Below are 20,342 nucleotides of genomic sequence, written 5' to 3'. Positions count from 1 at the left end.
AGGCCGCCCGGTCCACGACGCCGGTAACGTGCTGTCGTCGGCCGATCCGTCCGCGTTACGGCCATTGTCTCCCGCGACACATGATGTGCACAGCCGTGCGCAACGATGTGTACGGTTGTACGCATGGCCTCCACCACCCCGGTCCCGGCGCCCCGACGTGCGCGTCGGCACGATCCGGACCGGCGCGACCGGGTGATCGAGGCCGCCTTGGCGGTGATCGCCGAGAAGGGCGTGGCCGGGGTGTCGCACCGCGAGGTCGCACGGGTGGCCGACGTGCCGCTCGGCTCGACGACCTACCACTTCGCGTCGCTGGACGAGCTGCTGGCCGAGGCGTTCACCCGGCACGCCGACTCGATCGCCCGCGTCTTCGAGGAGCGGATGCGCGAGGCGCCCGACCGCGACGCGGCGATCGAGTCCGTGGTGCGGCACGTGTCGGCCGACCTGCTCGGCGCGGGCCCGGACATCGTGCTCAGCGTCGAGCTGTACGTGGCGGCCGCCCGCACCCCCGCGCTGCGGGCCGTCACGCAGGCGTGGATGCGCCGCAGCCGCCAGGCGCTGGAACGGCACTTCGACCCCACGACCGCCCGCGAGCTGGACGCCCTGATCGAAGGCCTGGTCCTGCACAGCGCCCTGTCGACCGACCCGATGACGGCCGAGCAGATCCGCGCGGCCCTGCGCCGCTTCCTCCGCTGACCGACCCTGCCCAGCCCAACGCCACGACGGGATCCGCCATGTCCACCGCCGCCCCCACCGGTACCGCGCCCGACCGCGGCCTGCGCCTCGCGCGGGCCGCGGTCGCCGCCCTGTTCCTGACCAACGGCGCCCTGTTCGCCAACGTGGTCCCGCGCTACCCGGAGATCAAGGCGGACCTCGGGCTCAGCAACACCGTCCTCGGCGCCGCGCTGGCCGCGTTCCCGCTGGGCGCGCTGGTCGCCGGGCTGTTCGCGGCCACCGCGATCCGGCGGTTCCGCTCGGCTCGGGTCGCCGCTCCCGGCATCGTGCTGCTCGCCGCGACCACGCTGCTCATCCCGTTCGCGCCGAACTGGGTCGCGCTGGGCGGGGTGCTGTTCGTGGTGGGAGCGCTGGACGCGGTCGTCGACGTGGCCCAGAACGCGCACGGGCTGCGCGTGCAGCGGCTCTACGGCCGGTCCATCGTGAACTCGTTCCACGGCGTGTGGAGCATCGGCGCGGTGCTCGGCGGGCTGATGGGCTCGGCGGCCGCGGGTCTGCGCGTGCCGCTCGCGCTGCACCTCGGCGTGTCCGCCGGGCTGTTCAGCCTGGTGGCGCTGGTCGCCTACCGGTTCCTGCTGCCCGGCCCCGAGGACGCCGAGCGGACCGAGGTCGTCGAGGAGGTCACCCCGGCCGGGCGGCGGGCGCTCACCGGCCCCGCGGTGAAGATGCTGGCGGCGTTGGGAATCCTGGCGGCCTGCGGGGCGTTGGTGGAGGACGCGGGGGCTTCCTGGGGCGCGATCTACCTCAGCGGCGACCTGCGCGCCAGCGCCGCCACCGCGGGGCTCGCCTTCGTCGCCCTCCAGGTCGCGATGACCGCAGGGCGGCTCACCGGCGACCGAGCCGTGGACCGGTTCGGCCAGCGGACCGTGGTCCGCGCGGGTGGCGCCTTCGCCGCCGTCGGCATGGGCCTGGCGCTGGCGGTGCCCTCGGTCTGGACCGCGCTGGCCGGGTTCGCCCTGGCGGGCCTGGGTGTCGCCACCCTCGTGCCCGCCGCCATGCACACCGCCGACGAGCTGCCGGGGCTGCCCAGCGGCGTCGGCCTGACCATCGTGAGCTGGCTGCTGCGCGTCGGGTTCCTGCTGTCCCCGCCGATCGTCGGCCTGGTCGCCGACCTGGCGGGCCTGCGGGTGGGCCTGCTCAGCGTCGTGTTCGCCGGAGTCGTCACCGTGTTCCTCGGCCGCGTGCTGGTGGACCGGACGAAGTCCGCGTAGGACCGTCCGAACAGGACTCCTTGTCCGACAACGGGTCCGGGGCCGGACCCACCCGTGGTGGATCCGGCCCCGGCTCGAACGGGCTGTTCAAGTCACCCGATGAGCGTCACGGTGTAGTCCAGCGTGGTGCCGCTCGCGGTGTAGGTCGCCGTCTGCCCGTTGGCGCAGTACGACACGAAGGTGTTGCCCGGCACGGTGTCGCCCGCGGTGGCCTCGACGATCGGGCGCACGTCGACGCCCTCGGTGAGGTCGGTCGCGGTCAGGTCGACGGTCCGCGACTGGTTGATCGGGTACACGTCGGTACCGGGGGTCAGCGAGCCCTCGCGGGTGCTGACGGCGAACTTGATCGTGAAGCCGCCGTTGTTCACCACGGTGACCTTCTCGACGCACGGAGCGGCGAGGGTGCCCACCGGGTCCGCCTGCTGCGGTGCCGCCGCGGCGGGCGCGCTCATGGCCAGCGCCAGGGCGCCGACGGTGAGCGAGCCGAGCAGTGCGGAACGAGCGGTGGTCGATGCGGACGTCACGAAGTACCTCCTGCTGAAGGGATTTCCACCGAAGGCCCGATGGGGATTCCCGATGGTGCGATGGGGATTCCCGATCGGATGGCCCCGTTCGGCGGTGGTCTTGGCCAACCCAGCGGTACCCGTGGCACTCCACCCGAAACCGGTATAGGGCCGAACGGCGGCGCAACTTCGGCCGCCTGCGAGGAATTCCACCTGAGATTGGAAAATGTGCCAACGGGCATGGAATTGTTCCCGCCCGAAAAGTCGTTGTTGCCAACCGGACGAGAAACGTCTACAGTGAGCCGCAATCCCAGCGGATGATGGCCCAGCCTCCCGCGAAGATCCTCTCCAAGTCCTCTTGGCCGCACGCCGTCGTCGCACGACGCTCGCGAGCCGACCGGACCCGGCGCGCCACCCTTGTCCGCGGCCCGCCTCCCCCACCTGAACACATCGCCGCTCCGCGGAGCGGCCGCAACGACATCGTTGCCCCGAAAGGACTTCCCATGAACAACACCACCCTGCTGGAGAAGCCGGCCACCGTCGTGGTCGAAGAACTCACCCCTGTCAGCGGCATCGTCGACGTGCGCGGCGAATCCACCTTCATCCGCACGTCGGGCTACCTGCCCGGCCCCGCCGACGCGGTCGTGTCCGCCCAGATCGCCAAGAAGCACGGCCTGCGCCGCGGCGACCACGTGACCGGCGCGGCCCGCCCGCGCTCCGACGAGAAGCGGCGCAAGTCCGCCCAGCTCGCGCGGGTCGACACGATCAACGGTGTCGAAGCCGCGCACGCGTTGTCCCGCAAGGCCTTCAACGACCTGGTGCCCGTGCACCCGACCGAGCGGCTGCGCCTGGAGACCGGGCCCGGTTCGCTCACCACCCGCGTGATCGACCTGGTGATGCCGGTCGGCAAGGGTCAGCGCGCGCTGATCGTCGCGCCGCCGAAAGCGGGCAAGACCTCTGTGCTGCAAGCGATCGCGCACGCGATCGGCAAGAACAACCCGGAGTGCCACCTCATGGTGGTGCTGGTCGGCGAACGGCCGGAGGAGGTCACCGACATGCGGCGCTCGGCGCCCGGCGAGGTGATCGCGTCCACGTTCGACCAGTCCCCCGCCGACCACGTCGCGATCGCCGAACTGGCGATCGAACGCGCGAAGCGGCTCGTCGAGGCGGGCGAGGACGTCGTGGTGCTGCTCGACTCGCTGACCCGGCTGGGCCGCGCCTACAACCTCGCCGCGCCCGCGTCCGGCCGCACCCTGTCCGGCGGTGTGGACTCCGGATCCCTGCTGCCGCCCAAGCGCTTCCTCGGCGCGGCGCGCAACATCGAGGACGGCGGTTCGCTGACCGTCTTCGCCACCGCGCTGGTGGAGACCGGGTCGGTCGGCGACACCCTGATCTTCGAGGAGTACAAGGGGACCGGCAACGCCGAGCTCAAGCTGGACCGCCGGATCGCGGGCAAGAGGATCTTCCCCGCGGTCGACGTCGAGCAGTCCGGCACCCGCAAGGAGGAACTGCTGCTGTCACCGGAGGAACTCGCCGTCACGCGCACCCTGCGCCGCGCGCTGGACAACCGCGACGGCCTCCAGTCCATCGAGGCCCTGCTCGACGGGCTGCGCAAGACCCGCACGAACATCGAGTTCCTGACCCAGCTCGGCGGCTGACCCGGCTCAGCCGCAGGCGGCCAGCGACTTGTCCAGCGCGGCGCGCTCCGGGTCGGTGACCGACATCCCGTAGACCGTCTTCACCCCGACGTAGATCCGCGCGTACTGGCACGCGTAGGCCGCGTTCGGCGGCATCCACTCGTCCGGCGTCTTGTCGCTCTTGGACTGGTTCGCCTTGCCCTGCACCGCGAGCAGGTTGCGCAGGTCGTTCGCGGCGGCCGTGCGGCGTTCCGCGGGCCAGGCCGCGGCCCCGCTGCGCCACATGTCCCCCAGGGGGACGACGTGGTCGATCTGGATCTTCGACGTGCTGGTGATCGTCTCCCCCGTGTAGGGGTCCTGCAACGTCCCGGCCGTGACTCCGCAGCGGTCCTTCTTCCGCTCCACGTCGGTCATGTCCCTGGCGAGCACCTGGCTGCGCTGGTCGCAGCCGTCGCCGTCCACGTCCTGCCACGGGCGGCCGAACACGCAGCCCGCGCCGTTGTCGCAGTCCCGCTCGTAGCCGTCCATCTTGCCGAGACCGCCCGAGGGCAGCTGGGTCAACTGGGTGCGCGCGGTCGGGGCGTCCGGCGTCCCCTCGGGAACCCGGTCGACGGCCACCGAGGCGCCGGTCCCGGAACCCGATGGCAGGGCACCGCCGAGGTCGTCCAGTTCGGCGCAACCGCCGAGCAGGAAGGCCAGTGCGGCCACGACAGCCGTGGTACGCCGATTCATCAGGTCCTCCAGGTGGGGGTACAACTCGATCACCTGATACCCGTTCCGGGGCCGGACAACCGCGAATTCCGCGTCACGCCCCGGAGTTGGACCACTTGGCGGCGGTCGCTGGACCGGATGCGCGGATCAGTCGGTCAGGGCCTCGTTCATCGAGGAGAACACCGACAGCACCGCGTCGGCGCCGGAGACGCGCACGACCGCCAGCACGGCCGGTTTGGTGATGACGAACCGAAGTTCGTGCCTGCGTTCGCGGGCGTCGACAGCGACCCTGATCAGGACCGCGAGCCCGGCGGACCCGAGGAACGTCAGCCCCTCGCAGTCCACGACGACGAACGGGAAGCGCTCGCACAGGCCCAGGAGCTCACGGCCGAGGCGATCGGCGGAGTCGATGCCGGACTCCCCGTCGACGCGGACGATCGCACTGCGCCGACCGCGCACGACCCTGATGGTCAGCGCGTGCCCGACGGGGGCGAGCGGGATCGGAGGTCCGGTCACGGCGGTGCTCCTGGGACACGTGGTCTGCGGAGAGCTCACTGGTGAACCCGTTGCCCAGCCTACCGATCCCGTCACCGCCCCGTCGGGGAAACCGGGAACTCCACCCGTCCCGACCAACGCCGCGCTGTGGACGTCCACAGTGGACTTGCCGTTATTCCACCGCGGGCGTGGTGCGGCTCCCGGCCCGTGGGGGGCCGGGAGCCGCGGTCCGTCAGGGCGCGCAGACCGAGTCGGCCGGGATGTTCCCGTACTCGTCGCCCACGAGGTAGACGGCGTTCACGTACTTGCCGACGTTGTCGCCGCGTTCCAGCTTCACCCAGATGTCGTTCGTGTAGCCGAGATCCGTGACCGCCTCGCCGTGCAGCCAGCAGGACGCGGTGTTGGTCCTGCCCGCGGCCATCAGCGGGAACTCCTGGTCCAGGGCGCAGGTCGTCGCGGCGCAGGACCGGACGCTCGCGTCGTGCCACGTCGTGACGCGGTAGAACCAGCTCTTCGCCGTCACGCCGCCCTCGGGCTGCGCCTGCGCCTGCGCGGCGGCGCCGAGCAGCGCCCCCATGGCGAGCCCGACCGCGATGGCGGTCCTGGCGATCCTCATTCTCGTCTCCTTCCGGCCGGGCCCCGGTGGCCCGCCCTCGGTCGACCGACGGTGTCGATCACCACCCCCACGCTCGCGGGCGCCCTCCGGTTGCCCCGCCGGCCGCACGACCTCCACCCACCGGGTGACACCGGCCCCGAGTTGTGGCCACTCCCCACCGGCGGCCGGGGCCTTCGGTAACATCGCCGAACGTGACCACGTCGACCCAGACATTCGAGTTCCAGTCCGAGGCGCGCCAGCTCCTCCAGCTGATGATCCACTCGATCTACTCGAACAAGGACGTCTTCCTGCGGGAACTCGTCTCGAACGCCTCCGACGCGCTGGACAAGCTGCGCTTGGAGGCATTCCGGGACAAGGACCTGGAAGCGGACACCGACGACCTCCACGTCGAGATCGCCATCGACCAGGAGGCGCGCACGCTCACCGTGCGCGACAACGGCATCGGCATGAGCCGCGACGACGTCGTGAGCCTCATCGGCACGATCGCCAAGTCCGGCACGGCCGAGTTCCTCAGCAAGCTGAAGGAGTCCAAGGACGCCGCGGGCTCGCAGGACCTCATCGGCCAGTTCGGCGTCGGCTTCTACTCGAGCTTCATGGTCGCCGACCGGGTTTCCCTGGTCACGCGGCACGCGGGCTCGACCGAGGGCGTGCGCTGGGAGTCCGACGGCGAGGGCACCTACACCATCGAGCCGGTCGAGGACGCCCCCCAGGGCACCTCGGTCACGCTGCACCTCAAGCCCGTGGACGACGACGACCACCTGTTCGACTACACCTCGGCCCGCAAGGTCCGCGAGATCGTCAAGCGCTACTCGGACTTCATCACCTGGCCGGTCAAGATGGCCGCGGGCGATGGCGACGAGCTCGAGACCGTGAACTCGATGAAGGCGCTGTGGGCCCGCTCGCAGAGCGAGGTCGAGCAGTCCGAGTACAACGAGTTCTACAAGCACATCAGCCACGACAGGAACGACCCGCTGGAAACCTTCCGCATGCAGGCGGAGGGCACGTTCGAGTACCAGGCGCTGCTGTTCATCCCGGCCCAGGCGCCCCTGGACCTGTTCATGCGCGAGCGCAAGCGCGGCGTGCAGCTCTACGTCAAGCGCGTGTTCATCATGGACGACTGCGAAGCCCTGATGCCGGAGTACCTGCGGTTCGTCAAGGGTGTCGTGGACGCGCAGGACCTCTCGCTCAACGTCTCGCGCGAGATCCTCCAGCAGGACCGGCAGATCCGGATGATCCGCAAGCGCCTGGTGAAGAAGGTGCTGGCCACGGTCAAGTCGATGATGGCCGAGGAGGGCGGCGAGCGCTACTCCACGTTCTGGGGCGCGTTCGGCGCCGCCGTGAAGGAGGGCCTGCTCGACGACGTCGACAACCGCGAGGCGATCCTGGAGATCTCCTCGTTCGCGTCGACGCACGACGCCGAGGCGCCGACCTCGTTGAAGGACTACGTGGCGCGGATGAAGGACGGCCAGTCCGACATCTACTACCTGACCGGCGACTCGCGCTCGATCATCGAGAACTCGCCGCACATGGAGGCGTTCCAGGCCAAGGGCTTCGAGGTCCTGGTGCTCACCGACCCCATCGACGAGATGTGGGTCGAGGCGGTGTCCGGCTTCGACGGCAAGCAGTTCCAGTCCATCGCCAAGGGCGAGGTCGACCTCGACAAGGACGACGACGAGAAGACCGCCGAGGCCAAGAAGGACTTCGCGGACCTGCTCACCTGGATGACCACCACGCTGACCGAGGACGTCAAGGAGGTGCGGCTGTCGACGCGGTTGACCACGTCGCCCGCCTGCATCGTCGGCGACGCCCACGACATCACCCCGACGCTGGAGAAGATGTACCGCGCCTCCGGCCAGGAGATGCCGAAGGTCAAGCGCATCCTGGAGCTCAACCCGACGCACCCGCTGGTCAGCGGCCTGCGCGCGGCGCACGGCGAGCGGGCGCAGGACGAGGGTCTGGCCGAGACCGCCGAGCTGATCTACGGCATGGCCCTGCTGGCCGAGGGCGGCGAGCTGACCGACCCGTCGCGCTTCATCAAGCTGATGGCGCAGCGCCTCGAACGCACGCTCTGACACCGCGGTGGGGCACCGGTCCACCGGTGCCCCACCTCCGCCCATCCGCGGCCTGCGGGTCCGAAATGTGCGGGGCGGGTCGCTCCACCTGGCGGGTCGGCCGTGCCGCCGGTCGTCGTAGGCTGGTGGCATGACGCTTTCGCTGCCCGGCTTGGGCGAACTGGCACCGGTCGACGGCGCGCCGGACGGGGTGGAGTGCTGGACGACGACCAGCGGCGGCGCCGTGGTGGCGGTGCTGGTCGAGGAGCCGTCCACTGTGGACGACCTCGATCCCGGCTTCATCGTCTCGGTGCTGGACGATCGCGAGACCCTGGTGGCCAGGGCCCGTGCCGCCGTGGCCGACGCCCTCGGCGCCGCGGAATCGGTGGAGGACCCGGAGTTCACGTTCCACGCCGGTCGCGACTGGGTGATCCGGTTCACCGGGTGCGCGAACTCCGAACTGGGCGTGCTGGTGGTCTTCGAGGGCGACTCGGTGGTCGAGGTCGACGACTTGGCCGACGCCGAGGAGTGACCCCGGCGGTCAGCCGAGCTTGAGCAGCAGCCCCGCGAGCTCGTCGGGCATGGTGATCATGCAGTCGTGGCCGGTCGGCAGTTCCCAGACCTGCGCCGGGGCGCCGTTCGGCTGGATCGCCGGAACGGGCCGGTGGTCGATGCCCTCCGGTTTGCCGACGGTGCAGTGGATGTGGGTGCGCGGGATCGCGGCCGCGGCCGGGTCGTCCAGGTGGACCGGTTCCTGGAGGCAGCGCACCGGCTGGTCCGACAGCATGGCGCGCAGCCAGGCGACGTCCTCCGGGTCGGTGACGCCGAACAGGCCCTGCGGGTGCGGCAGTTCGGGCAGCGGCGGGACGCGCCAGCCGCTGTCGGACTTCAGGGCGAGGTCGATCAGGTGGCGCGTCACGGGCATGACGTCGGCCGCGGTCTCGCCGTCCACGGGGACCATCGCGTCCAGGTAGACCAGTTCCGCGATCCGGTCGGGGACCCGGTTGGCGGCCGACGAGATCACCAGCCCCGCGTAGCTGTGCCCGACGAGGACCACGTCGGTGAGGTCCTCGTCGATGATGAGCCCCACGACGTCGTCGACGTGCGTGTCGAGCCCGACCTCGGGGCCGAGCAGGTGCGCCTTGTCGCCGTAGCCGGTGAGCGAGGGCGCGAACACCCGGTGTCCGGCCGACTCCAGCAGCGGCACCACCCGGTCCCAGCTCCGCCCGCTGTGCCAGGCGCCGTGTACCAGCAGGTATGTCGACATGGTCTTCGCTCCGTCCACGTGTGGCCGTCCCGTTCCGCGTCACAAAGAAACGGGACACTGTCCCGGTTACGATATGGGACACTGTCCCGGTTGGCAAACCCCGACCGCGGGAGGGCGAGTGCGGTGAGCGACGACGACAGGCAGGCGGCGCCCAAGCGCGCCGATGCCCGGCGCAACGAGAAGACCCTGCTCGACGCCGCCGCGGCGATCTTCGTGACGTCGGGCGTGGAGGCCCCGCTACGGGCCATCGCGGCCGAGGCCGGCGTGGGGACGGCCACGATCTACCGCCACTTCCCCACGCGGGCGGACCTGATCGTCGCGGTCTACCGGCACCAGGTGGAAAACCTGGCCGAGTTCGGCCCGACGATGCTGGCGGGCAGCGCGACCCCGTACACCGCACTGGGGCGGTGGATCGACCTGTTCGTCGACTTCGTGGTCACCAAGCAGGGGCTCGCCGCCGTGCTCCAGTCCGACGACCCGTGCTTCGACCCCCTGCACTCGTACTTCCTGGAACGCCTGGTCCCCGTGTGCACCGACCTGCTCGACGCGGCGGCCGCTTCGGGCGAGATCGAGTCCGGCCAGAACGCGTCGGAACTCATGCGGGGCGTCGGGGGCCTCTGCGCGGGCGCGGGCAACAACTCCTATTACGACGCGCGGCGGATGGTGCGGCTCCTGATCGCCGGACTGCGCCGGGCGGACTGACCTCGCGACTCCCCACCCGGCACGGCGGCGAGATACCCCCTGGTCGACGAAGTCCCGCCCCCCTTGCCCGCATGGTGGAGCAAGGTCCCGAACCAGACCGGCCGGTCGCTCCGGGACGTCCGCGCGGGTCGTTTCTTCAGCCAATCCTAAGATAACGAATTGATAACGCCCTGAACTCGGTTGAGGGTCGTGGCGTCACCCGTGCGTATGCCCGTTTGAGCCGGCCTCGAACGCCGTCCTCGGCAGTACCACGACGACAGAGGTGGGCATCGCATGACCCGGACAGGTGGACGTCACCACATCTCGAGCAGAACGAAGCTGGCCACGCTGGGAGCAGCCGTGGCGATCGCCGCCGGCGCGGTGGTCGTCGTCACGACCTCCGGCGACGACGAGGCTTACGCCGATGGTGTGGACAAGTCGCTGTTCGTCGACATCACGAAGGTGAAGCCGAACGTCAAGGCGGTGAACAAGCAGGGCAACGCGTCCAAGGGCACGTTCACCGTCAACTGCGGCACCAACAAGAACGCTCACTTCAACGGTGACAACTTCATCGCGGCGCCCGGTGTCGAGAACGGCGCGCAGCACCTGCACGACTACGTCGGCAACCTGTCGACGAACGCGAACTCGAACGACAAGAGCCTCCTCGCGGCGGGCACGACGTGCCGCAACGGCGACAAGTCGGCCTACTTCTGGCCCGTGATCAGGATCGACACGGCCGACGAGGAGGCCGAGGCGAAGGTCGACCAGAACGCTCCCAAGGTCGACGACAAGGTCGCGATCGACAACGACGTGGCGGCCAACGACGCCGAGGCCGCCAGCCTCCCGGAGACCGCGACCCAGACCGCGAACCCGCCCGCCAAGGTGGAGGAGCGCAAGGCCCAGGCCACCGAGGACAAGAAGGTCCAGGAAGCGCCGCGGGTCGCGTGCCCCGACATCGCCAGCAAGCTGGAGGACGTGCCCGACGCGGCCGTTCCCGAGGTGTCCAGGCAGCTCGACAAGGTGGACGCGGTCGCCGACGACGCGGACAAGAAGCTCGCCGCGGAGACCGTCGACGCCCCCAAGGTGAACGACAAGGCCGTGGTGGCTCCCGCCAAGGCCGCCGAGGTGCTGAACCCGCTGGAGGACCAGCGCAAGGCCGCCCTCGACAAGATCATCGAAGAGCTGAAGAAGCTGCAGGACCAGATCGCCGACCTGCAGAAGCAGATCGACGCGCTCAAGGGCCTCGACCAGTGCGGCATCAAGGACGGCAACAACCCCGCCCCGATCCCGGACGGCTCCGAGAACAGCGAGACCCCGCCGGCGCAGACGCCGCCGAAGGGTGACGACGAGGACGAGAACAACGAGCTGCCCGGCAACGACGGCGTGATCCAGCGCCCGGAGAAGGCCGAACTCACCTTCCGCGGCAGCCCGGTCGGCAAGGTCACCGCGATGCCGAAGTTCCTCCGCGTGCTCTACGGCGACGCGAAGATCTCCATCAACGGCACCAAGAACGCCCGCGACTCGTGGACCTGCTCCGGCTTCGAGGACAAGGTCCAGATCAAGCAGTACCCGATCTGCCCGCGGGGCGCGAAGGTCAAGCGCATCCACGACTTCCCGAGTTGCTGGGACGGCAAGAACACCGACTCCGCCAACCACCGGACGCACATCGTGTTCCCGGACCCGGCGACCGGCAAGTGCGCCCAGGGCTTCAAGGCCGTCCCGCAGCTGCGCATCACCCTGACCTACAACATCCCCAGGGACATCCAGCGCAAGGGCCAGTACAAGGTCGACTCGTTCCCGACCGAGAGCCACAACCCGGTCAGCGACCACGACGACTTCGCGAACGTGATGTCGCAGAGCATCATGAACCGCCTGGTCAACTGCGTGAACCGCGGCAAGACCTGCCGCGAGTGACCGCTTCGGACTGACAGCGGAAAGGGCGGCCATCCCGGCGACGGGGTGGCCGCCCTTTCCGCTGTCCACCAACGGTCCCGAGGCGGGAGCTGACGGTGGTCCGGTCCCGGCCCGACTGCCGGACCTTCTGCACCACGCGCGGCTCGCGGTGGCCCGAGTCCGTGCCGGCGACCGGCTCGCGGCCAGCAAGACCTGGCGCACCGCAATGGGAGCGACCGCCGTTGAGGCGAAAGCCGCCCTGCTCAGGTGAGGTTTCGAAACTTTCGAGACGCCTGAACGTCGAATCCGGTCAATCGATTCAGCACGCTCGGCAGAGCCGACTGAACCAGCTGAGATATCCGTTCAGGAACAACACTTTCGCCACCTCACGCATCAAGGATAGTTTCCGAAACATTCTCGAAACATATTGACAACCGAACGGAGTCGGACCAACACTGTCGGTGTCGACAGGGCTCGGACACGTGTCCGCCCCGCCGATCCGGGTCACCTGCGGAGGCCCGGTCCGTCCGGTCGTCGAGCGCACGACGACCGGCCACCCGCCGCGTCGTGCGACACCGACGCGCGGAGGCCGTCACCGGCCACCCACCAGCCCCGCCGGGTCGTTCCACGCTGCCTCGCCGCCGCGTCAACCTCAACGAGGAGGAAGAATGATGACCGACGACCTCGTCCGGCCGAAGGCCCGCGAACGCGGCCGCATCAGGATCCTGGCGGGCGCGGCGTGCGCCGCGCTGGTCATGGCGCTGCTGCCGGGAGCGGCCGGTGCCGCCGACGTGGGCGCCGCGGCCCAGTGCTCGAACTCCACCGGCACCCACAACGGCTACTACTACTCGTGGTGGAGCGACGGCGGCGGCTCGGCCTGCATCAACCTCGGCTCCGGTGGCAACTACAGCACCCAGTGGAGCAACACCGGGAACTTCGTCGGCGGCAAGGGCTGGAGCAACGGCTCCCGCCGCACCGTGAACTACTCGGGCAGCTTCAACCCGTCCGGCAACGGCTACCTGGCGCTCTACGGCTGGACGTCGAACCCGCTCGTCGAGTACTACGTCGTCGACAACTGGGGCAACTACCGGCCCACCGGCACCTACAAGGGCACGGTGAACACCGACGGCGGCACCTACGACATCTACCAGACGATGCGGTACAACGCCCCGTCGATCGAGGGCAACAACAAGACGTTCCCACAGTTCTGGAGCGTGCGGCAGCAGAAGAAGACCGGCGGCACCATCACCACCGGCAACCACTTCGACGCCTGGTCGCGCGCCAACATGAAGGTGGGCAGCTTCAACTACTACATGATCCTCGCGACCGAGGGCTACCAGAGCAGCGGGAACTCCAACATCACCGTGAGCTGATCGTTCCCACGCGCACCTGACCGGCGGTCTCCCGCCCAGCGGGAGACCGCCGCACCCAGCGAGGATGAAGGAGCACCCGCATGCGCACCACCCGTCCACTGCTCACCGGACTGGCCGCCGCCGCGATGGTCGTGGCGAGCGCCGTCGGGGCCGTCCCGGCCCAGGCCGCGGCCTGCAACGGCTACGTCGGGCTCACGTTCGACGACGGCCCGTCCAGCAGCACCTCCGCCCTGCTCACCGCGTTGAAGCAGAGCGGGCTGCGGGCCACGATGTTCAACGAGGGCCAGTACGCCGCCTCCAACCCGACCCAGGTCCGCGCCCAGGTCTCGGCGGGCATGTGGGTCGGCAACCACAGCTACACCCACCCGCACCTGACCCAGCAGAGCCAGGCGCAGATCGACTCGGAGGTCTCCCGCACCCAGACGGCGATCGCGAACGCGGGCGGCGGCACGCCGAGGCTGTTCCGCCCGCCCTACGGCGAGACCAACGCGACGCTGCGGACCGTGCTGGCCAAGTACGGCCTGACGCAGATCATCTGGGACGTCGACTCGCAGGACTGGAACAACGCGAGCACCGACGCGATCGTGGCGGCCAACGCACGGCTCACCAACGGCCAGATCATCCTCATGCACGACTGGCCCGCCAACACGCGCGCGGCGATCCCGCGGATCGCGCAGGGGCTGGCGAGCAGGGGGCTGTGCGCGGGGATGATCTCCCCGCAGACCGGCCGCGCCGTGGCACCGGCCTGACCCACCGGGTGTCCGGACCGGGGTCGCGGCACCGGCCCGGACACCCGGTGCACTCGGCCCACCCGTCCGTGGGAGCGTGGTGATCACCGAGGAACCACGAGGAGCGGCGACGATGACCGACAGCCCGAACGTGCCGGAACTGCCCTTCCCACTCACTTCTTCGCACGAGGGGGTGTGGCGGCGCGACGAGCCGGACGGCGCGGTGGTCGGCTCCGCGCCCCCGCACACCGACCTGTACGTCAACCCCGCGGGCGACGACTCCACCGACGCCGAGTCGCTGTCCAACGCGGCGATGCTGGTCGGCGTGCCGCCCGAGGGCGACTTCCGGTTCAGCGCGCGGGTCACCGTCGACTTCCGGTCCCAGTACGACGCCGGGGTGCTGATGCTGTGGCTCGACGAGCGGAACTGGGCGAAGTTCTGCTTCGAGTTCTCCCCCGCGGCGGAGCCGATGGTCGTCTCCGTCGTCACCAGGGGCGCCTCCGACGACGCCAACGCCTTCGTCGTCCCGGAGAGCACGGTGTGGCTCCGGGTCTCGCGCACCGACCGCGTCTACGCCTACCACGCCTCCACCGACGGCGCGAAGTGGCAGCTGGTGCGGATCTTCAGCCTCGGTGGCGCGGTGGCCGAGCACCGGATCGGGTTCGAGGTCCAGTCCCCCACCGGCGACGGCTGCACGGTGGCGTTCGACGAGATCCGCTTCACCGGCGAGAAGCTGGTGGACCTCCGCGACGGCTCCTGAGCGGACTGCCGGGGGCCAGTTTCGGCGGATTGGCCCGAGACGCCGGGGAGCGCGGCCACCTACCGTCGAGGCCGTGCACCCCCGACTCAGTCACGACCTCGCCTCGCTCCCCGCGGTGCTGGAGTCGACCCGGTCCTTCGCCGTGCAGGTGCTCGCCGGGCTCGACGAGCGCCCGGTCGCCCACGGCCCCACCGCTTTCGAGCCGGACCCGCTCCCCGTCGAGGGCGTCGGTTTCGACGGCGCCCTGGCCCGGTTCGCACAGCGCTGGGAACCGGGCTTCTCCGGCAGCGCCGGGCCGCGCTACCTCGGTTTCGTCACGGGCGGCGCCACGCCCGCGTCGATCGCCGGGGACTGGTTGACCAGCGCGTTCGACCAGAACGCGGTGGCGGGTGACTCCAGTGCCGTGGACCTGGAGCGCGAGACGGTCCGCTGGCTGCGCGAGCTGGTCGGCCTCTCCGACGCGCACAGCGGCACTTTCGTCACCGGCGCGACGATGTCCAGCTTCGTAGGCCTCGCGATCGCGCGGGAGTGGCTGGGCGAACAGCTCGGCGTGTCCGTCGCGGAGGACGGCGTCGGAGCGCTCGGCGACGTCGTCGTCCTGTCCGGCACTCCGCATTCCAGCGTCTACAAGGCGTTGTCGATGCTGGGCATCGGCCGGTCGCGCGTGCGGCCGGTGGCCGTCCTACCCGACCGCGAGGCGGTCGACGTGGCCCGCCTCCGCGAGGAGCTGGCCGCGCTGGGCGGTCGGCCCGCGATCGTGGTGGCCAACGCGGGCACGGTGAACACCGTGGACTTCGACGACCTGCGGGCCGTCGCGGCGCTCCGGGACGAGTTCCCTTCTGGCTGCACGTCGACGCCGCGTTCGGCGGGTTCGCCGCCCTGTCACCGGAGCACGCCCACCTCGTCGACGGCCTCGACCTCGCGGACTCGGTGTGCCTGGACCTGCACAAGTGGCTCAACGTGCCCTACGACGCGGCCGTCCAGTTCACCCGCCGCCGCGACCTCCAGGTGGCCGTGTTCCAGAACTCCGCCGCCTACCTCGGCGTGCCCACCGACGAACCGGACCTGTTCCACCTGACGCCGGAGAACTCCCGGCGGCTGCGGGCGCTGGCGGCCTGGTTCTCCCTCACGGCCTACGGCGCCGAGGGCCACCGCGAGATCGTCGAGCGCGACATCGCCGCCGCCCGGAGGCTCGGCGCGCTGCTGGAGACGATCCCCGGCGTGCGACTGCTGGCCCCGGTGCGGCTCAACGTGGTCTGCTTCGCCGTTCCCGGTGGGGTCGCCGCCGTCGTCGAAGCCGTCCGCGACAGCGGCGAGGCGTTCCTGACCCCCACCGTCTACAACGGACAGCCCGCGCTGCGCGCCGCGATCAGCAACTGGCGCACCGGCGACGAGGACGTGGACCGGATCTTCGCCGCGCTCCGGAAGGTGCTGGGGTAGGCGGCGCGGCGCCTCAGGCGATGGGCGGCTTGGGTGTCGCCGTGATCGCGGTGCTGCTCGCGGCGGATGGGCGTCGGCGGCGGGCTGCTGGCCGCCTGCCCGGCGTTGTGGGCGTTCCTCGCCGGCTGGTCCGGCCTCCAGCTGCTCTACCGGTCGACGGTCGACGAACCGGCCTCGCTCACGGCCGTGTCATCCGCGCTGGAATCGTTGACCGCAAGCGGAACGGGCGCGACCTCGTCACCGGACTCGTCGGCGTAGACCATCAGCGTCGAACCGCCGATGGCCAGGAGGATGCCGATGAACCCGTAGACCGACGGCGTCGTCCGGTAGGCGATGAGCGAGAGCACGATGGTGAGCACGGGCGCGAGGGCGTTGGTCACCGGTGCGACGATGGTGGCTTTGCCGCGGGAGAGCGCCATGACGAGGAACAGCGCGCCGACGGCGTTGAGCAGCTGCGTGCCCAGCGTCAGGGCGGGCGCCTGCCAGGGAGCCCCGGTGGGGAAGCCGCCCATCATGACCCAGGCGACGGGTACGAGCAGCAGGCCGCTGATCGTCATCCAGGCGAACGTGGTGGCGTCGTTGACGCCGACGTTGGCCGCCTTCTTCATGAAGTAGGCCTGCACGCCCCAGGCGACCATGACGATCAGGGCGAGGACCAGCCACGAACCGCCCGCGGCGTCACCGGACCCGCTGGTGATGCTGAACAGCACGATGGAGGCCAGCGCGGCGACGAGGCCGACGGTGGCCAGGCGGCTGATGCGCTCGCGCAGGATGAACACCGCCATCAGCACGGTGATCGCCGGGGAGATCGAGACGAGCGGGAAGATCAGGTAGGCCGGTCCGTTGCTGAGCGCCTTGAACAGCACCAGTTGTCCGCCCGCGCCGGTCAGGCCGACGGCGAGGCCGTACACGGCCGCGATCGGTCGCCGGTCGAGCCGCTGACCGCGCAGGGCGAACGCCGCGGGGATGAGCATGGTGAGCGCCCACAGGATGTACACCATCTCGTTGGGGTAGCCGTACAACGACGTGGGCGCACCGGAGAACGCGCCCCACACGCCCCAGAACAGCACCAGCAGACCGGCGTAGGGGATCCACCGGGTGCTCGACACCTTCGTGAGGTCACTCATCACTGCCTCCAAGGGCTACGGCCGTGGTGTGCGCTTGCAGCGAGTCGACGATCTCCGCGCTCAAGGGGGTGCCCGCGAGTCGCGCCGCGTAGAGCGCGGCCCCGAGGACCGGGGGCAGCAACGGGTCGCGCAGGTCGACCGCGGCGTCGGCGAGGTGCTCGCGGAACGACGCGCGGACGTCCGCGGCGGCGAAGACGCCACCCGACCACGACACGGGGACGACCTCGCCCGCCGCGTAGCCGAGCTGGGCGGTGGTGGCCTTCACCAGGTCCGCCAACGCCTTCCCGGCGTCGCGCAGGATGCCCGCGCAGACCTCGTCGCCCTCCCCCGCGGCCTCGGTGACCACCCGCGCGAGCGCGGCCACCCTTGCCCGGTCGCCCTGCCAGCGGTTCAGCACCACGTCCACGAGGTCCAGGTCGGCGGCCAGTCCCAAGTGGACGGACAGGCGGGCGCGCAGCGGGCCGGTGGGCAGCCTGCCGTCGGACATCTTCGCGAACGCGGCCAGTCCGCGGATCGCGATCCAGTAGGCCGAACCCTCGTCGTCGAACAGCTCCCCCCAGCCGCCGACGCGCAGCCTGCGGCCGTCGTGCTCGCCGTAGGTCATCGACCCGGTGCCCGCGATGACGTTGACGCCGTCGATCGCGCCCAACGACCCCGCCCAGCCCGCGACCATGTCGTTGTCGCAGCCGTACCGGTGGTGCCCGAGGACGCGGGCCGGGATGGCGTCCAGGGTCTCGACGTCGCCGCTGACCTCGCCGTAGCCGGGGAGCGCGAAGAACGCGTGGGCGATCCGGTCGGGTGCGATCCCGGCCTCGCCGCAGACGGCGTCGACGCCGCTGCGCAGCACCTGCTCGACCAGGTCGATGCTCTGCCCGAGGTAGTAGCAGCTGGCCGCGAGGCCGGTGGCCAACAGCTCGCCCTCATCGGTCAGCAGTGCGAACGCGGTCTTGGTGCCGCCGCCGTCGACGCCGAGGAACACCCGCGCGTCGGTCATCGGCCCGGTCTGGTCACTGGTCGAGTCCATGGATGGTGACTCCCTTCACGACGCGGTTGACCTCGTTGGCCGGGAACGGGTTGTCCGGATCGAGGCCCAGTGCGAGCGACTGCGCCAAGGCGATGTGCTGCGCCACCAGCAGGAGCACCGGCGCGACCGCCGCGTCGGGCAGGTGGCGCAGCGCCGGGAACGACCAGCTCTCCTCGTCGGGGTCGCCGAAGCAGCCGACGGAGACCACGCGTTCGGCGGGCAGCGTCGCGCGCAGCTCGCTCACGATGTCGAGGTCGTAGCAGCGCGTGTACGGGTCGTTGGACAGGTACACGACGACGAGCGTTCCGCTGGTGAGCACCGACTTCGGCCCGTGCCGGAACCCGAGCGAGGAGTCGAAGTAGCTCACGACCCGGCCCGCGGTCAGTTCGATGAGCTTGAGGGCGGACTCGCGCGCCACCCCGCCCAGCGGTCCGCTGCCGAGGTACACGACCCGGTCCACGCCGCCCGCGACGAGCGCGCGGGCCCGCTCCTCCAGGTCCGGCAACGCGTCCGCGGCCGCGTCGGCCAGCAGACCGGCGTCGCGGAACCCGCCGAGCACCGTCAACGCGGCCACCAGCATGCACGTGACGCTGGAGGTCATCGCGAAACCCTGGTCGTTGGTGCCCGCGGGCATCAGCAGCGCCAGGCTGCGTCCCCGCCCGGCGTCCCCGCCGAAGGTCCGGTAGAGCGCGCCGTCCGGGTTGCACGTCAGGACCAGGTGGTGGCAGTCGGACAGCAGCTCGTCGGCGAGTCCGACCGCCGCCAGCGACTCGGGGCTGTCCCCGGAGCGGGCGAAGGAGACCAGCAGCGTCGGCACGTCCTCGGCCAGGAAGTCGTGGGGGTTGCCGACCAGGTCGGTCGTCGCCACCGCGTCCACCCGGCGGCGGAGCACGCGCGCCAGGCCGGGCGCGAGGATCTGCCCAGCGAACGCCGACGTGCCCGCGCCCGCGAGCACGATCCGCAGGTCGTCGCGGGCGAGCAGCGGCGCGAGGAACCCGTCGACCAGCGACCGGTGGGCGTCCAGGTAGGAGGCCAGCTCGCGCCAGACCTGCGGCTGCTGCGCGATTTCCCGTGCTGTCCACAGGGTGACCGCGTCGAGGTCGGCGGGAGGGGAGGTGACAGCGGCGCGGTGATCGGACATGTCGCGAGACGCTAGGCAGACCGGGACCGGTCGGCAATGGGAATGATACTGGTACCATACCGGTATGCCCGGAGTCGAGCGGGGACTGCGACCGTTGGAGCTCCCGCGCGGGGCGCTGGACCCGGACTCGGTGCCGCTGTACGAACGCGCCGCCCTGTGGCTGTGGGAAGACCTCCGCGCCAGCGGCGCCCGCATCGGCGACCGGCTCCCGTCCGAGCGCGTCCTGTCCGAGCGCTACGACGTCTCACGGGTGACGCTGCGCTCGGCGCTGGCACTGCTCGCCGAACACGGCGCCGTCCAGGCCTCCCCGTCCCGCGGCTGGTTCATCGCGGGCGAGGTGACCAGCGCGACCTCCGCCGCCCGCGTCGAGGGCTTCGCGGACCACGCCCAGAAGCACCGCATCCCGACCAGCACCAAGATGCTGCTGTCACGGGTCCGCCCCTGCACCGTGCGCGAGGCCCAGCGGTTGCGGATCGCACCCGGCGAGGAGCTGTTCGAGATGCGGAGATTGCGCTACGCCAACGGGATGGTGGTGGTGCTTGAGCACAACCGCCTGCCGTTGGCGCTGTGTCCGGCGTTGGCGGAGACGGATTTTGCCAGCGCTTCGTTGTACGCCACTTTGTTGATGGCGGATCCGCCGCAGATTCCGCGGAGGGCGGAGTACGCGGTGGAGGCGCGGCCGCCCAATCGGGAGGAGAGGCGGGTGTTGGAGTTGGAGGGGACTTCGGTGCCCGTGTTGATGGCTCGGCAGTTCACGTACAGCCAGTACGGGTATCCGTTGGAGTTGACGGATCAGGCTTATCGGGGGGATCGGTATCAGTTTCGGGCGACGATTACGTAGGGGTGGGCTTGTGTGAGCGAAGCGCCCCCCGTCGCCATATCGTCTCTAGCACTTCACCCCCGCTTGTCAAGACGATAAAGCCATCTTGACAAGCGGGGGTGAAGCGAGAGC

The 20,342-nt window shown here is 70.5% G+C and carries 19 protein-coding genes and 2 pseudogenes; 13 read left to right on the top strand and 8 right to left on the bottom strand.

Features of this window, described 5'->3' with window-relative positions:
• Nucleotides 1–123 precede the first annotated feature (123 nt).
• The gene (locus RM788_RS49700; RefSeq protein ID WP_315928542.1) at nt 124–693 is read left to right on the top strand and encodes a TetR/AcrR family transcriptional regulator; all 570 of its coding nucleotides are present in this window, start codon (nt 124–126) and stop codon (nt 691–693) included.
• 38 nt (nt 694–731) lie between these two features.
• Nucleotides 732–1,943 (top strand): MFS transporter, encoded by a 1,212-nt coding sequence (locus tag RM788_RS49695; protein ID WP_315928540.1) that lies wholly within the window; start codon nt 732–734, stop codon nt 1,941–1,943.
• Between the two features lie 92 nt (nt 1,944–2,035).
• Here RM788_RS49695 and RM788_RS49690 read toward each other — a convergent pair whose 3' ends face one another.
• Complete coding sequence (locus RM788_RS49690) at nt 2,036–2,467, bottom strand: hypothetical protein (RefSeq protein WP_315928538.1); 432 nt, start codon at nt 2,465–2,467, stop codon at nt 2,036–2,038.
• Nucleotides 2,468–3,000: 533 nt separating this feature from the next.
• Between RM788_RS49690 and rho the strand changes: the two are divergent.
• Nucleotides 3,001–4,104 (top strand): annotated as a pseudogene (rho, locus tag RM788_RS49685) (transcription termination factor Rho); the annotation flags it as partial.
• Nucleotides 4,105–4,110: 6 nt separating this feature from the next.
• On the opposite strand, the gene RM788_RS49680 reads toward rho, so the two are convergent.
• From RM788_RS49680 to RM788_RS49670, 3 genes are all read right to left on the bottom strand, one after another.
• The gene (locus RM788_RS49680) at nt 4,111–4,815 is read right to left on the bottom strand and encodes an HNH endonuclease family protein (RefSeq protein WP_315928536.1); all 705 of its coding nucleotides are present in this window, start codon (nt 4,813–4,815) and stop codon (nt 4,111–4,113) included.
• 126 nt (nt 4,816–4,941) lie between these two features.
• Nucleotides 4,942–5,310, bottom strand: a complete 369-nt coding sequence (locus RM788_RS49675) for an STAS domain-containing protein (RefSeq protein ID WP_315928534.1) — start codon at nt 5,308–5,310, stop codon at nt 4,942–4,944.
• Nucleotides 5,311–5,521: 211 nt separating this feature from the next.
• Nucleotides 5,522–5,905, bottom strand: a complete 384-nt coding sequence (locus RM788_RS49670; RefSeq protein WP_315928532.1) for a hypothetical protein — start codon at nt 5,903–5,905, stop codon at nt 5,522–5,524.
• Between the two features lie 191 nt (nt 5,906–6,096).
• Here RM788_RS49670 and htpG point away from each other — a divergent pair, with 191 nt between their 5' ends.
• Together htpG and RM788_RS49660 are read left to right on the top strand one after the other, a co-directional pair.
• Nucleotides 6,097–7,977: a molecular chaperone HtpG gene (gene htpG, locus RM788_RS49665; RefSeq protein WP_315928530.1), complete on the top strand. Its 1,881-nt coding sequence runs from the start codon at nt 6,097–6,099 to the stop codon at nt 7,975–7,977.
• A 130-nt stretch (nt 7,978–8,107) separates the two neighbouring features.
• A complete protein-coding gene (locus tag RM788_RS49660) occupies nt 8,108–8,488 on the top strand; it encodes a hypothetical protein (RefSeq protein WP_315928528.1) in 381 nt (126 codons plus the stop codon).
• Between the two features lie 9 nt (nt 8,489–8,497).
• Here the strand turns inward: RM788_RS49660 and RM788_RS49655 are convergent, their stop codons facing one another.
• Nucleotides 8,498–9,223, bottom strand: coding sequence for an alpha/beta hydrolase (locus RM788_RS49655; protein ID WP_315928526.1), 726 nt, complete (start codon nt 9,221–9,223; stop codon nt 8,498–8,500).
• Nucleotides 9,224–9,346: 123 nt separating this feature from the next.
• On the opposite strand from RM788_RS49655, the gene RM788_RS49650 reads away from it, so the two are divergent.
• From RM788_RS49650 to RM788_RS49620, 7 genes and pseudogenes are all read left to right on the top strand, one after another.
• On the top strand, nt 9,347–9,925 hold the full coding sequence (locus RM788_RS49650; protein ID WP_315928524.1) for a TetR/AcrR family transcriptional regulator: 579 nt from the start codon (nt 9,347–9,349) through the stop codon (nt 9,923–9,925).
• 273 nt (nt 9,926–10,198) lie between these two features.
• Nucleotides 10,199–11,818 (top strand): DUF1996 domain-containing protein, encoded by a 1,620-nt coding sequence (locus tag RM788_RS49645; protein WP_399342520.1) that lies wholly within the window; start codon nt 10,199–10,201, stop codon nt 11,816–11,818.
• A gap of 650 nt (nt 11,819–12,468) precedes the next feature.
• Entirely contained in the window at nt 12,469–13,170 is a 702-nt protein-coding gene (locus tag RM788_RS49640; RefSeq protein ID WP_315928521.1) for an endo-1,4-beta-xylanase XynA, read from the top strand.
• A gap of 80 nt (nt 13,171–13,250) precedes the next feature.
• On the top strand, nt 13,251–13,919 hold the full coding sequence (locus tag RM788_RS49635; protein WP_315928519.1) for a polysaccharide deacetylase family protein: 669 nt from the start codon (nt 13,251–13,253) through the stop codon (nt 13,917–13,919).
• Between the two features lie 112 nt (nt 13,920–14,031).
• Nucleotides 14,032–14,658 carry a DUF1349 domain-containing protein gene (locus tag RM788_RS49630; protein WP_315928517.1) on the top strand — a complete coding sequence of 209 codons (627 nt, stop codon included), beginning with the start codon at nt 14,032–14,034 and terminating at the stop codon, nt 14,656–14,658.
• A 73-nt stretch (nt 14,659–14,731) separates the two neighbouring features.
• Nucleotides 14,732–15,427, top strand: a pseudogene (locus RM788_RS49625) (pyridoxal phosphate-dependent decarboxylase family protein); the annotation flags it as partial.
• A 74-nt stretch (nt 15,428–15,501) separates the two neighbouring features.
• Entirely contained in the window at nt 15,502–16,098 is a 597-nt protein-coding gene (locus tag RM788_RS49620; RefSeq protein WP_315934932.1) for a pyridoxal phosphate-dependent decarboxylase family protein, read from the top strand.
• Between the two features lie 146 nt (nt 16,099–16,244).
• On the opposite strand, the gene RM788_RS49615 is transcribed toward RM788_RS49620, so the two are convergent.
• The 3 genes from RM788_RS49615 to RM788_RS49605 are packed head-to-tail and all read right to left on the bottom strand — an operon-like array spanning nt 16,245 to nt 19,390.
• The gene (locus tag RM788_RS49615) at nt 16,245–17,225 is read right to left on the bottom strand and encodes a DMT family transporter (RefSeq protein WP_315928515.1); all 981 of its coding nucleotides are present in this window, start codon (nt 17,223–17,225) and stop codon (nt 16,245–16,247) included.
• Nucleotides 17,218–18,249 carry an N-acetylglucosamine kinase gene (locus RM788_RS49610; RefSeq protein WP_315928513.1) on the bottom strand — a complete coding sequence of 344 codons (1,032 nt, stop codon included), beginning with the start codon at nt 18,247–18,249 and terminating at the stop codon, nt 17,218–17,220. The genes RM788_RS49615 and RM788_RS49610 overlap by 8 nt, the downstream gene beginning before the upstream one ends.
• Nucleotides 18,233–19,390, bottom strand: a complete 1,158-nt coding sequence (locus tag RM788_RS49605; RefSeq protein WP_315928511.1) for an SIS domain-containing protein — start codon at nt 19,388–19,390, stop codon at nt 18,233–18,235. Before RM788_RS49605 ends, RM788_RS49610 begins: the two co-directional genes overlap by 17 nt.
• A gap of 64 nt (nt 19,391–19,454) precedes the next feature.
• Between RM788_RS49605 and RM788_RS49600 the strand changes: the two genes are divergently transcribed.
• Nucleotides 19,455–20,231 (top strand): GntR family transcriptional regulator, encoded by a 777-nt coding sequence (locus RM788_RS49600; RefSeq protein ID WP_315928509.1) that lies wholly within the window; start codon nt 19,455–19,457, stop codon nt 20,229–20,231.
• Nucleotides 20,232–20,342: the final 111 nt, after the last annotated feature.

This window comes from Umezawaea sp. Da 62-37, assembly GCF_032460545.1.
GTDB lineage: Bacteria > Actinomycetota > Actinomycetes > Mycobacteriales > Pseudonocardiaceae > Umezawaea.
This window is presented reverse-complemented; position numbering and strand designations above follow the sequence as displayed.

What these genes read in the sequence shown, in the direction of transcription:
- RM788_RS49700 (WP_315928542.1), top strand. Translation starts at nt 124, where the DNA reads ATGGCCTCCACCACCCCGGTCCCGGCGCCCCGACGTGCGCGTCGGCAC.
- RM788_RS49695 (WP_315928540.1), top strand. Translation starts at nt 732, where the DNA reads ATGTCCACCGCCGCCCCCACCGGTACCGCGCCCGACCGCGGCCTGCGC.
- RM788_RS49680 (WP_315928536.1), bottom strand. Translation starts at nt 4,815, where the DNA reads ATGAATCGGCGTACCACGGCTGTCGTGGCCGCACTGGCCTTCCTGCTC.
- RM788_RS49670 (WP_315928532.1), bottom strand. Translation starts at nt 5,905, where the DNA reads ATGAGGATCGCCAGGACCGCCATCGCGGTCGGGCTCGCCATGGGGGCG.
- RM788_RS49660 (WP_315928528.1), top strand. Translation starts at nt 8,108, where the DNA reads ATGACGCTTTCGCTGCCCGGCTTGGGCGAACTGGCACCGGTCGACGGC.
- RM788_RS49655 (WP_315928526.1), bottom strand. Translation starts at nt 9,223, where the DNA reads ATGTCGACATACCTGCTGGTACACGGCGCCTGGCACAGCGGGCGGAGC.
- RM788_RS49645 (WP_399342520.1), top strand. Translation starts at nt 10,199, where the DNA reads ATGACCCGGACAGGTGGACGTCACCACATCTCGAGCAGAACGAAGCTG.
- RM788_RS49640 (WP_315928521.1), top strand. Translation starts at nt 12,469, where the DNA reads ATGACCGACGACCTCGTCCGGCCGAAGGCCCGCGAACGCGGCCGCATC.
- RM788_RS49635 (WP_315928519.1), top strand. Translation starts at nt 13,251, where the DNA reads ATGCGCACCACCCGTCCACTGCTCACCGGACTGGCCGCCGCCGCGATG.
- RM788_RS49630 (WP_315928517.1), top strand. Translation starts at nt 14,032, where the DNA reads ATGACCGACAGCCCGAACGTGCCGGAACTGCCCTTCCCACTCACTTCT.
- RM788_RS49615 (WP_315928515.1), bottom strand. Translation starts at nt 17,225, where the DNA reads ATGAGTGACCTCACGAAGGTGTCGAGCACCCGGTGGATCCCCTACGCC.
- RM788_RS49610 (WP_315928513.1), bottom strand. Translation starts at nt 18,249, where the DNA reads ATGGACTCGACCAGTGACCAGACCGGGCCGATGACCGACGCGCGGGTG.
- RM788_RS49605 (WP_315928511.1), bottom strand. Translation starts at nt 19,390, where the DNA reads ATGTCCGATCACCGCGCCGCTGTCACCTCCCCTCCCGCCGACCTCGAC.
- RM788_RS49600 (WP_315928509.1), top strand. Translation starts at nt 19,455, where the DNA reads ATGCCCGGAGTCGAGCGGGGACTGCGACCGTTGGAGCTCCCGCGCGGG.